Raw genomic sequence first — 10,607 nt, 5'->3', positions numbered from 1 at the left:
GCGGTTGTGATCCGCCATGATCAGACAGGTCGTGCTCGCGCGGATCACCTTCTCGACAAACCCGTCGAACGGACCGCGCAGCGCCATCAGACTGGCCTGTTCGTCCTGGAACGCCGCCCAGACTTTACCCACTCCATCAGGCTGTGGGTCGAACAGCCGATCTTGCCGGCAATCGACGTCGCCGCCGCCCACCGCGAGGTGTGCTCGCTCTCATGATCCAAAACCATCCCCACCGCGCGGGCACGAACCTCAGGGCTGAATTTGGTCGTCGTCTTGTTCATCGTGGCTCCATCCTACTCAAGAGTTGGAGCCTCCGGAATTTCCGGGACGGTTCAAACAGATTGACACCAACAACCCCAATCAGAGAAGACTCTTAGGCCATGGGGCTCGCCCTTTGTTCGGCACGTGCGGCTGTTCGAAGAAGCCTTTGCGGGCGCACCCGATTACATTCACCGTGCAATTCTCAAAGCATACGTGCGCGGCGCATCTCACAAGCCGCTGAGCGACGACTCCTTGGAACCCTATATCGAACCGTGGGTAGGAACCATCGGGCAGGCAGCCTTCTACCGCCAGATCGCACAAATGGACCAGCGATATACCGATGAAGTCCAGGATTCGTATGGTGAGCTTCGATGTCCTTGCCTGGTCTTGTGGGGTATTAACGACCAATGGATTCCCGTCGAAAAGGGTCGTGAGTTGGCGCGGCTCATTCCGGGATGTGAGTTGATCGAGATCCCCGACTGCGGACACCTGATGCAGGAGGACGCGCCGGAGGCCATCACCTCAGCGGCCTTGCGGTTTTTCATTGGCGTTGACGGGGATGCAACTGATCGACACGGATCGCGCTCTTCCTCTCGTGGACGCTGAAACCCAGACGCTCGGCTGGAGCGAGATCATCAACAAGAAGACGAGTGACCCTTGTGGTGAGGCAGGCCGATCAATCCCCGCGCACCAGATCCCACCCGGTCTTCGCCACCTGAATGCAAACCGCGTGCATCCGGTGCGCGCGCTGGTCCGCCGCATTGCCGGCCAGCGCCCGCGCATAGACGCCTTCGACGATCGCCGCCGAGCGAAACAGCGAAAACCCCATGAAGAACCGCCAGTTCTCGATGCCGCTCCGCCCGGTCCGCGCGCAATACAAATCGAGCGCCTTTTGCTCGGTCATTAACCCAAGTTCCGCGACATCGATCCCCTGATACCCCGCCATCGCCGGGCCGGAACCCGGCGGCAGATGATAGGACATGCAGCAATAGGCCAGATCCGCCAGCGGGTGCCCCAGCGTCGATAACTCCCAGTCGAGCACGGCGAGAATCCGCGGCGCGCTCGGGTCGATCACCATATTGCCGAGCCGGAAATCGCCATGCACGATGGCGCTTTCGTCGCGTTCCGGGATGTTGCCGCGCAGCCAGGCGATGAGGTTCGTCATCGCTGGCAAGTCCTCGGTCCTCGACGCCTCGTACTGCTTCGTCCAGCGCTCGATCTGCCGTGCCACGTAATGATCCGGCCGTCCATAATCCCCCAGCCCGACCGCCGCATAATCGACCCGGTGCAGCCCCGCGATGGTCTCGATCAGATCGCGCTGGATCGCCCCCCGATCCGCGGGCGTCACTCCCGGCATCATCACGTCATGAAACACTAGCCCCTCGACATGCGCCATCATGTAGAATTCGGTGCCGATGATCGCGGGATCGGCGCAGAAATGCAGCATCGGCGCCACCGGAACATCGGTCCCCGCCAGCGCACTCTGAATCCGGTATTCCCGGTCGATCTGATGCGCGGACGGCAGCAGCTTGCCGGGCGGCTTCTTGCGCAGCACGTAGCGCCGTGCATCCGTCTCGATCAGGAAGGTCGGGTTCGACTGCCCACCCTGGAACTGGCGCAGCCGCGCCGGAAAGACAAACCCCTCGACGTGATCCGCCAGATAGTCGAACAGCACAGTTTCATCGACGCGATGCTGCGGTAGAACCTCGATCAGTTTCGGCGCCGTCGCGTCGCTCATCGGCTGCGTCCTCCCAATTAAAGCGAACCATTCGGGATCGCCCCCCTACTGTCAAGCACGGCAATCGCCTGCCCGTTCCGGGACTTGCGTAACCAGAACGGAAGCCGCACACTGCGCGAAAATCATCCGGTCAATTGAAGGAAAACGCCATGGAGTTCCGATATTCCGCGAAAACCGAGGCCCTGCGCGCGCGCGTCGCGGATTTCATGGCCGAGCACATCTACCCGAACGAGCAGGCGCTGTTCCACACTGCCCACACCCAGGCGGACCGCTGGCAGCCGCTCGAACTGCTCGGCACAATCAAACAAAAGGCCCGCGACGCCGGGTTGTGGAACCTGTTCCTGCCGGAATCCGAACACGGCGCCGGGCTCACCAATGTCGAATACGCCCCGCTCGCCGAAATCATGGGCCGCAGCCCGTTCGGGCCGGAAGCGTTCAACTGCTCCGCCCCCGATACCGGCAATATGGAGGTTCTCACCCGCTACGCAGCGCCGGAACACAAGGAGCGCTGGCTGAAACCGCTGCTGGCAGGTGAAATCCGCTCCGCCTTCGCGATGACCGAGCCCCGCGTCGCCTCGTCGGACGCCACCAACATCGAAACCGAGATCAGGCGCGACGGCGAGGATTACGTCATCAACGGCCATAAATGGTGGATTTCCGGCGCGCCCGATCCGCGCTGCCGCATCCTGATCGTGATGGGCAAATCCGACCCCGCCAATCCCGATCGGCACAAGCAGCAATCGATGATCCTGGTGCCGTTCCCGCATCCCGGCGTCACCATGAAGCGCGCTTTGCCGGTGTTCGGCGATGATGACGCCCCGCACGGCCACGCCGAGCTGATTTTCGACAATGTCCGGGTGCCAGCCGCTAACATCCTGCTCGGCGAAGGCCGCGGCTTCGAAATCGCCCAGGGCCGCCTCGGGCCGGGACGCATCCATCACTGTATGCGCTCGATCGGCGTCGCCGAACGCGCGCTGGAGCGCATGATCCGCCGCCTCGAATCGCGCACCGCCTTCGGCAAGCCGATTGCCGAACAGAGCGTGTGGCGCGAGCGAATCGCCGAATCGCGCATCATGATCGACCAGGCAAGACTGCTGACGCTGAAGGCCGCGCACATGATGGACACGGTCGGCAACAAGGAAGCCCGCGCCGAAATCGCCATGATCAAGGTCGTCGCCCCTAACATCGCCTGCAAGATCGTCGATTGGACGATCCAGGCTTTCGGCGGCGGCGGCGTCGCCGATGCCTGGCTGTCCACCTCTTATGCGCATCAGCGCACGCTGCGCCTCGCCGACGGACCGGACGAAGTGCATCGCGACCAGCTTGCCCGGCTCGAACAGCGCCGCCACCGCAACACCGATCCGGCGCGCACCGGCGGCTATCCGGGCGTTATGATCGCCGATGACCTCACCGCACCCGGATTGCCACTCTGATGCGCGCCATCGTCTGCGAGGAATGGGCCGGGCCGGAAAAACTCGCACTCCGCGAGCTGCCCGATCCCACGCCCAAGCCGGGCGAAGTCGTCATCCGCATCCGCGCCGCCGGCGTCAACTTCCCTGACGTTCTCATCATCCAGAAAAAATATCAGGTCCAGCCGAACCTGCCCTTCACGCCGGGCGCCGAAATCGCCGGCGAGATCGAAGCGGTGGGCGATGGCGTTACGGCACTGAAGCCCGGTGACAGGGTGCTGGCTCTCTGCTCGACCGGCGGCTTCGCCGAAAAAATCGCGCTCAACGCCCATCTCTGCGTGAAAATCCCTGATGGCGTGACGTTCGACATCGCCGCCGGCTTCATCCTCGCCTTCGGCACATCGCATCACGCCGTGGTCGATCGCGCCGCCCTGCAACCGGGCGAAACCGTTCTGGTTCTGGGTGCCGCCGGCGGCGTCGGGCTCGCCGCGGTTGAAATCGCCAAGGCGAAAGGCGCGAAAGTCATCGCCGCTGCCTCGACCGATGCGAAACTCGCCATCTGCCGCGAACGCGGTGCGGACGCCACGATCAACTACGTCACCGAAGATCTGCGCGCCGCGATCAAAACCCATACGGACAGCAAAGGGCCAGACATCATCTTCGATCCGGTCGGCGGCCGCTTCGCCGAACCCGCCTTCCGCTCGATCGCGTGGCGCGGGCGCTATCTGGTGATCGGCTTCGCCGACGGCGACATCCCATCCCTGCCGCTCAATCTTCCGCTTCTCAAGGGCGCCTCGCTGGTCGGCGTGTTCTGGGGCGAATTCGCCCGCCGCGAGCCGAAAAACCAGGCAGCGATGATGGGTGATCTGTTCGCCATGCTGGCGGCGGGAAAAATCAAGCCGCTCATCTCGAAAACCTATTCGCTCGCGGAGGCGTCGCGCGCCCTCGAAGACATGGCGGCGCGCAAGGTGACCGGAAAAATCGTGGTGACACCATGAAGGATTTCAAAAACCGCGTCGCCGTCATCACCGGCGCCGGCAGCGGTTTCGGTCGCGAATTCGCCCGCATCGCCGCAGCGCGCGGCATGAAACTGGCTCTTGCCGATATCGAAGCAAACGCGCTCGATGCGATTGCTGGCAAACTCGAATCCGCCGACGCGCGCGTGTTGCACCGGCGCCTCGATGTCAGCGATGCCGCCGCGATGGAGCACTTCGCCGACACCGTCTTCGCCGAATTCGGCGCCGTCCATCTGCTGTTCAACAACGCCGGTGTCGGCATCGGCGGCCTGATCTGGGAACATTCGGTCAAGGACTGGCAATGGGTGCTCAGCGTCAATCTCTGGGGCGTCATCCACGGGATTCGCTGTTTCGTACCGCGCATGATCGCGGGCAACGACGCAGGCCACATCGTCAACACCGCCTCGGTCGCCGGCCTGCTTTCGGCGCAAACCATGGGCCCCTACAACGTCTCGAAACACGGCGTGGTGACGCTATCGGAAACCCTGTTTCAGGATCTGCGCATCAGCGGATCGAAACTCGGTGTCACGGTTCTCTGTCCCGCCTTCGTCGATACCGGAATCAAGGATGCCGGGCGCAACCGTCCCGCCGACCTCAGCAACGCCGCACCACCCACCGAAAGCCAGCGCCGCGCCGAGGAACAGACGCGCAAAGCGGTCACCTCGGGCCGGATGTCCGCCGCCGATGTCGCGGCAAAAACCTTCGCCGCGATCGAGGAAAATCGGTTCTACTGCCTCACCCACCCGCGCATTCTCGGCGCTGTCGAATTGCGGCTGCAGGACATCCTGGCGCAACGCAACCCGAGCGATCCGTTCTCGTTCAAGCAGGATGTCGCCTTCACCGCGCCAACCTGAACTCCGTTAGAAATGCCGCCATCCGGTTCGCGTGAACGCCATCCGCCGGCCGGCCCGGTCGAGCACGACAACCTCGTCGGAATCACCTGAAAAATGGCCGATCTTGGTGACCGGCACCAACCCGCACGCCTTGCGCAATGCCGCTTCGGCATCCGGCGGCGTGGCCAGAATCAGCTCGTAATCGTCACCGCCGGTCAGCCGGGCTTCCAGCCAGGACTCACCCGCCGCGCGCGCCGCCGCGGAGGCCGGAACCAGACCAGCCTCGATCACCGCGCCCACGCCGGAATTGCGGCAGATATGGCCGAGATCCTGCACCAGCCCGTCGGAAACATCGATCGCCGCATGAACCAGACCGGCAAGTGGCAAGCCGATTCTCGGCTCGGGCAAAAGCCGCCGCTCGCGAAAATGCCCCGAAGAATCGTCAAGTTTGCCGCGCGCCGCCTCAAGCCCGAGCGCCGCATCGCCGATCGTGCCGGTCACGAACACCGCATCTCCCGCGCGCGCGCCCGACCGGCGCCACGCCGCGCCCGGTGCCACGCACCCGATCATCGTCACCGAAGCCATCAACGGCCCAGGTGTCGATGTGCTGTCGCCGCCGAACAGTTCGATGCGATATCGCTTCTGATCCCGCGCCAACCCCTCGGCGAATTCGGCAAGCCACGCCTCCGGCGTGTCCACGCGCAACGCCGTGGTCAGCAAATATCCGTCAGGCTCGCCCCCCATCGCCGCGAGATCCGACAGGTTGCGCCGGAGCAGCTTGCGCGCCACGCATCCGGGCGGGTCGTCCGGCAGGAAATGCACGCCCTCGACCATCTGATCGACGGTGAGAACCAGCGTCTTTCCGTACGGCGGTGTCCATAACGCGGCGTCATCGGACAGTCCTAGCGCCGCCTCATCCGCCAGCGGCGCAAAATACCGGGCAATCCGTTCGAATTCCGTTCCGCTCACACCGCGACCGGATCGGCGAACTCGCCGGGCCGCAGACTTCGTGCAATCCGGTCGAGCACCGCATTGCCGAGTTGCACCGCATCCTCCTGCAGGAACCCGTGCGCCACGTCGAGATATTCGTTGATCACCACCCGCGCGGGCGGCCCGTCGCTCATCCACAATTCCGCCCCGGCCGCGCGCAGCAGCGCCCGCAACACCGGGTCGAGCCGCATCATCGGCCACGTCTCCGGCAGCACGCTCGCGATCATCGGGTCGATCGCATCCTGCTGTTCGGTCGCGGTCCGAACGATCCGCGCGAATAGCGGCGCATAGGCATCCGGCACCCGGCCATCCTCAAATCCCAGCTTTCCTGCCATCGCACCGATACGATGGCGGATGAACTGGTCGATCACCGTCTCGGCGCTCTCGCCGTTCTGCTCGCTCTGATACAGCGCCTGAACCGCGGCGACGCGCGCAAGGGTGCGGGGGCGTTGCGCCTTCACGTCGCCCCCAGCCGTCGCGCCAGCGCGATCTGCTTCAGGCACGCCGCCGCCGCCTCGGCGCCCTTGTTAGGACCGGTTTCGGCCGAGCGCGCCTCGGCCTGCATGATCGTATCCACCGTCAACAGCGCGGTGCCCAGGCAAATCCCGTATTGCAGCGCCACCTGCATCAGCCCGTGCATCGCGGTATCGCAGATATAATCATAGTGATCGGTCTCGCCGCGCACCACGCAACCAAGTGCTACAAACCCGTCGAAATGCTCCCGCCCGCGCAGCGCGATGCGCAGCGCCTGCGGAAGTTCGTAGGCACCGGCGACGTCGATCGCCTGAACGCTTGCCCCGACCTTGCGCAGCATCGCCTCCGCCGCGTGCGTCATGCCATCGACGATCCCGCGATAATACGGCGCGCGGATCAGCAGAATTCGCGGCGCAGCCCCCGGAATCTCCGGTGCTTCGGGCAGGGTGGCGTCGGCCGTGCTCATGGCGCGGCACCCGCCTCGATCGGCAACTGGTCGACGATGTTGAGCCCGTAGCCCTCAAGTCCGATAACGGCGCGTTTGTGATTGGACAGCAGGATCATGTCGCGCACGCCAAGCTCGGTCAGAATCTGCGCGCCGATGCCGTAATCGCGCAACACCGTCCCGGTGCGCGCCCCGCCGATAATCTGGCGCAACCGCGACGAGACCGCATCGGGTCGCGTCTCGCGGATCAGCACGACGGCGCCGCGCCCTGCTTCGGCAATCTGCGCCATTGCACGGCGAAGATCGCGAATATGCTCGCCGCCCAGAATATCGTCGATCGTGCTGATCGCGTGCATCCGCACCAGCACCGGCTCGTCGGCCGCGACATCGCCCTTGATCAGCGCCAGATGCTCGACATGATCGATCGTGTTCTCGAAACTGATCATGCGCCATTGGTGGCCGTCGCCATCGGAAAGCGTGCCTTCCTCGGTGCGGCGGATCAGCTTCTCGGTCCGCCGCCGATAGGCGATCAGATCGGCGATCGTCCCGAGCTTCAGGTTGTGGTATTGCGCGAAAGCGACCAGGTCCGGCAGCCGCGCCATGGTGCCGTCCTCGTTCATGATCTCGCAGATCACTCCTGCCGGAGTCAGCCCGGCCAGCCGCGCGATATCGACCGCTGCTTCCGTGTGGCCGGTGCGCACCAGCGTGCCGCCGTCGCGCGCCACCAGCGGGAAAATATGGCCGGGGCTGACAATATCGGCGGCACCGCTCTCGGGATTGATCGCGACCGAGATGGTCCGCGCCCGGTCCGCCGCCGAAATCCCGGTCGTCACCCCCTCGCGCGCCTCGATCGAAACGGTGAACGCGGTTTCGTGCCGCGACCTGTTGGATCGCGCCATCAGCTTAAGCCCGAGCGTCTCGCAGCGCGATTTGGTCAGCGCAAGGCAGATCAATCCACGCGCGTGCTTGGCCATGAAATTCACCGCATCCGGGGTCGCGAACTGCGCCGGAATCACGAGATCGCCCTCGTTCTCGCGATCCTCGTCGTCGACCAGGATGAACATGCGCCCGGCGCGCGCCTCGTCGATGATTTCCGACGCCGAAGACAAATAGGTCTGCAGCGATGCCGTCTTGAACTGATCCATCACGATGCCTCCGCAAGGCGCGCGACATAGCGCGCCAGCATGTCGATTTCCAGATTGACCCGGTCGTCCGGCCTGAGCATCCCGAAATTGGTTACGAGTTCGGTATGCGGAATGATATTCACGCCGAACTCGGCACCCTCCACCTCGTTCACCGTCAGCGACACGCCGTTGATCGCGATGCTGCCCTTGGGTGCGATGAACCGCGCGAGCGGCGCGGGTGCGCGAAACCGCCAGCGGGTCGAGCCATGCTCAGGCACGTTGGCGACGACGTCGCCAACACCATCGACATGGCCGGATACCACGTGCCCGCCCAGTTCGTCGCCCATGCGCAGCGCGCGCTCCAGATTGATCGCCGCACCATATTCCCAGTCGCCGAGCGTGGTTTTCGACAAAGTCTCGCCCGACACATCCACGGCGAACCAATCGGCACCCGTTTCGACCACGGTGAGGCAGCAGCCGGAGCAATTGATCGAAGCCCCCAGCGCCACCGAGCCGATCTCCGCCCACGCCGCGTTGCGCTCCGGCACGCCGATCACGAAGCGCGCATCCCGCCCGCTGTTCGGCGGCGTCTTTTCCCGCAACCGGCCAATCCCGGTGACAATGCCGGTAAACATCAAATTTGTCTCCGATAAGACGCACGAACATCGCCGCCGCACGCGCTTCTGCCCGCCAGGGTGAAACGCCTGGCGTCATCCAATCGCTCCAGCCCGAACCCGGCAACCGAGGCGACGCCGTCGCCGCCGACCACCAAGGGCGCGGTAAACCATTCGATATGATCGACCAGATCGGCACGCAACAGCGCCGCCGCAAGAGTACCGCCGCCTTCGACCAGCAGCCTTGTGATTCCGGCCGCTCCAAGCGCACGCAGTCCGGCATCCAAATCCACGCCCGCATCGGAAGCGGCGATTTCGAACAGCCGTACCCCCAGCGCCCCGAACGCGTCACGTCGTGCAGCGTCCACACCGTCCCGATGCAGAATCCACACCGCATCATCCCCCACATCGCGCGCCAGCCGCCCATCCAGGGGCGTGCGCAAATGCGAATCGACAATCACCCGCACCATCGGCGCTGCGCGAAACCCGGCGATCCGGCAGGTCAGTTCCGGGTCGTCGGCGAGTGCCGTGCCGACCCCGACCATCACCGCGTCGTGCGATCCGCGCAGCGCATGGGCGGCACGGCGCGATGCCTCGCCGGTGATCCACTGGCTTTCGCCGGTGCGCGTGGCGATCCGCCCGTCCAGCGTGGTCGCGAGCTTGAGCGTGACCATCGGCCTGCCGCGTCGCACGACCGAAAAGAACCCTTCGTTCACCGTCTCGGCCTCGGCGGCGCAGACGCCCTCGGTCACCTCGATCCCGGCGCCGTGCAGCATCGCGATGCCCTGCCCGTTCACCCGCTCGTCCGGGTCGCCGGACGCGATCACCACGCGGGCAATCCCCGCCTCGATCAGCGCCGATGCGCAAGGCGGCGTCTGGCCGTGATGCGCGCAGGGTTCAAGCGAAACATAAGCCGCGGCACCACGCGCCGCCTCGCCCGCCATCGCCAGCGCCTCGGTCTCGGCGTGCGGCCGTCCGCCCGTCGCGGTGCGCCCGCGCCCGACCACCCGCCCCGCGCGCACGATCACGCAGCCCACGCTCGGATTCGGCGCCGTCTCGCCCAGGCCGCGCCGTGCCAGCGACAAGGCCGCGCGCATGTGATCCTCGTCGGTCATGTCACTTCGGCGGCTCCATCTCGCCGAGAAACGCCTTGAAATCCTTGGTCTCGCGAAAATCGCGATACACCGAGGCGAAGCGCACATAGGCCACGGCGTCCACCTCTTTCAGCGTATCCATTACCAGCTCGCCGATGTCCTTGGAGGCGATCTCCGCCTCGCCCGAAGCTTCCAGCTTGCGCACGATGCCGTTGACGATGCGCTCGATCCGCTCGTCATCCACCGGCCGCTTGCGCAGCGCGATGCGCACCGAACGCGCCAGCTTGTCGCGGTCGAACGCCACCCGCCGCTGGTCCGATTTCACCACGATCAATTCGCGCAACTGCACCCGTTCGATCGTGGTGAAGCGCTGGCTGCATTGCGGACAGAAGCGGCGGCGGCGGATCGCGCTGCCATCCTCGGTCGGCCGGCTATCCTTGACCTGGGTATCGGCCTCGCCGCAGAACGGGCAGCGCATTTTTGCGTCTTACCGGTAGATTGGGAATTTCTTGCAGAGTTCGAGCACCTTGGCGCCGACCGCGGCCTCGGCGGCGGCGTTGGCACCGTCGTTGGACCCGGCAAGCCCGTCCAGCACCTCGACGATCAGCC

Annotated in this window: 12 protein-coding genes and 2 pseudogenes; 4 read left to right on the top strand and 10 right to left on the bottom strand. The window is 64.9% G+C overall.

What is annotated here, in order from left to right; genetic code table 11:
* Positions 1-192: pseudogene (locus L2A60_RS19010) on the bottom strand (hypothetical protein); the annotation flags it as partial.
* A pseudogene (locus L2A60_RS19005) lies at positions 108-281 on the bottom strand (IS3 family transposase); the annotation flags it as partial. The pseudogenes L2A60_RS19010 and L2A60_RS19005, both read right to left, overlap by 85 nt.
* Positions 282-405: 124 nt before the next feature.
* On the opposite strand from L2A60_RS19005, the gene L2A60_RS19000 reads away from it, so the two are divergent.
* Positions 406-867 (top strand): alpha/beta fold hydrolase, encoded by a 462-nt coding sequence (locus L2A60_RS19000; RefSeq protein ID WP_235706042.1) that lies wholly within the window; start codon positions 406-408, stop codon positions 865-867.
* 70 nt (positions 868-937) lie between these two features.
* Here L2A60_RS19000 and L2A60_RS18995 read toward each other — a convergent pair whose 3' ends face one another.
* On the bottom strand, positions 938-1,999 hold the full coding sequence (locus tag L2A60_RS18995; protein ID WP_235706041.1) for a phosphotransferase: 1,062 nt from the start codon (positions 1,997-1,999) through the stop codon (positions 938-940).
* 149 nt (positions 2,000-2,148) lie between these two features.
* Between L2A60_RS18995 and L2A60_RS18990 the strand changes: the two genes are divergently transcribed.
* The 3 genes from L2A60_RS18990 to L2A60_RS18980 are packed head-to-tail and all read left to right on the top strand — an operon-like array spanning position 2,149 to position 5,278.
* Entirely contained in the window at positions 2,149-3,432 is a 1,284-nt protein-coding gene (locus L2A60_RS18990) for an acyl-CoA dehydrogenase family protein (protein ID WP_235706040.1), read from the top strand.
* Complete coding sequence (locus L2A60_RS18985; protein WP_235706039.1) at positions 3,432-4,406, top strand: NADPH:quinone oxidoreductase family protein; 975 nt, start codon at positions 3,432-3,434, stop codon at positions 4,404-4,406. The genes L2A60_RS18990 and L2A60_RS18985 overlap by 1 nt, the downstream gene beginning before the upstream one ends.
* The gene (locus L2A60_RS18980; protein WP_235706038.1) at positions 4,403-5,278 is read left to right on the top strand and encodes an SDR family oxidoreductase; all 876 of its coding nucleotides are present in this window, start codon (positions 4,403-4,405) and stop codon (positions 5,276-5,278) included. The genes L2A60_RS18985 and L2A60_RS18980 overlap by 4 nt, the downstream gene beginning before the upstream one ends.
* Positions 5,279-5,284: 6 nt before the next feature.
* Here L2A60_RS18980 and thiL read toward each other — a convergent pair whose 3' ends face one another.
* Genes thiL through nrdR form a run of 7 tightly spaced genes read right to left on the bottom strand, consistent with a single transcriptional unit; the run spans position 5,285 to position 10,476 of the window.
* Positions 5,285-6,226 (bottom strand): thiamine-phosphate kinase, encoded by a 942-nt coding sequence (thiL, locus tag L2A60_RS18975; protein ID WP_235706037.1) that lies wholly within the window; start codon positions 6,224-6,226, stop codon positions 5,285-5,287.
* Positions 6,223-6,750, bottom strand: coding sequence for a transcription antitermination factor NusB (nusB, locus tag L2A60_RS18970; RefSeq protein ID WP_235706036.1), 528 nt, complete (start codon positions 6,748-6,750; stop codon positions 6,223-6,225). Before nusB ends, thiL begins: the two co-directional genes overlap by 4 nt.
* A complete protein-coding gene (gene ribH / locus L2A60_RS18965; RefSeq protein WP_235706035.1) occupies positions 6,705-7,187 on the bottom strand; it encodes a 6,7-dimethyl-8-ribityllumazine synthase in 483 nt (160 codons plus the stop codon). Before ribH ends, nusB begins: the two co-directional genes overlap by 46 nt.
* Positions 7,184-8,311 (bottom strand): 3,4-dihydroxy-2-butanone-4-phosphate synthase, encoded by a 1,128-nt coding sequence (gene ribB, locus L2A60_RS18960; protein WP_235706034.1) that lies wholly within the window; start codon positions 8,309-8,311, stop codon positions 7,184-7,186. The genes ribH and ribB overlap by 4 nt, the downstream gene beginning before the upstream one ends.
* Positions 8,311-8,925 (bottom strand): riboflavin synthase, encoded by a 615-nt coding sequence (locus tag L2A60_RS18955; RefSeq protein WP_235706033.1) that lies wholly within the window; start codon positions 8,923-8,925, stop codon positions 8,311-8,313. The genes ribB and L2A60_RS18955 overlap by 1 nt, the downstream gene beginning before the upstream one ends.
* On the bottom strand, positions 8,925-10,019 hold the full coding sequence (gene ribD / locus L2A60_RS18950; protein WP_235706032.1) for a bifunctional diaminohydroxyphosphoribosylaminopyrimidine deaminase/5-amino-6-(5-phosphoribosylamino)uracil reductase RibD: 1,095 nt from the start codon (positions 10,017-10,019) through the stop codon (positions 8,925-8,927). Before ribD ends, L2A60_RS18955 begins: the two co-directional genes overlap by 1 nt.
* A 1-nt stretch (position 10,020) precedes the next feature.
* On the bottom strand, positions 10,021-10,476 hold the full coding sequence (gene nrdR, locus L2A60_RS18945) for a transcriptional regulator NrdR (RefSeq protein WP_235706031.1): 456 nt from the start codon (positions 10,474-10,476) through the stop codon (positions 10,021-10,023).
* Positions 10,477-10,607: the final 131 nt, after the last annotated feature.

The sequence above is a fragment of the Acidiphilium iwatense genome, assembly GCF_021556475.1.
Taxonomy (GTDB): domain Bacteria; phylum Pseudomonadota; class Alphaproteobacteria; order Acetobacterales; family Acetobacteraceae; genus Acidiphilium; species Acidiphilium iwatense.
This window is presented reverse-complemented; position numbering and strand designations above follow the sequence as displayed.

Bases quoted from the DNA above. Each gene is read 5' to 3' on its own strand.
- L2A60_RS18995 (WP_235706041.1), bottom strand. From the start codon at position 1,999: ATGAGCGACGCGACGGCGCCGAAACTGATCGAGGTTCTACCGCAGCAT.
- L2A60_RS18990 (WP_235706040.1), top strand. From the start codon at position 2,149: ATGGAGTTCCGATATTCCGCGAAAACCGAGGCCCTGCGCGCGCGCGTC.
- L2A60_RS18985 (WP_235706039.1), top strand. From the start codon at position 3,432: ATGCGCGCCATCGTCTGCGAGGAATGGGCCGGGCCGGAAAAACTCGCA.
- L2A60_RS18980 (WP_235706038.1), top strand. From the start codon at position 4,403: ATGAAGGATTTCAAAAACCGCGTCGCCGTCATCACCGGCGCCGGCAGC.
- ribH (WP_235706035.1), bottom strand. From the start codon at position 7,187: ATGAGCACGGCCGACGCCACCCTGCCCGAAGCACCGGAGATTCCGGGG.
- ribB (WP_235706034.1), bottom strand. From the start codon at position 8,311: ATGGATCAGTTCAAGACGGCATCGCTGCAGACCTATTTGTCTTCGGCG.
- L2A60_RS18955 (WP_235706033.1), bottom strand. From the start codon at position 8,925: ATGTTTACCGGCATTGTCACCGGGATTGGCCGGTTGCGGGAAAAGACG.
- ribD (WP_235706032.1), bottom strand. From the start codon at position 10,019: ATGACCGACGAGGATCACATGCGCGCGGCCTTGTCGCTGGCACGGCGC.
- nrdR (WP_235706031.1), bottom strand. From the start codon at position 10,476: ATGCGCTGCCCGTTCTGCGGCGAGGCCGATACCCAGGTCAAGGATAGC.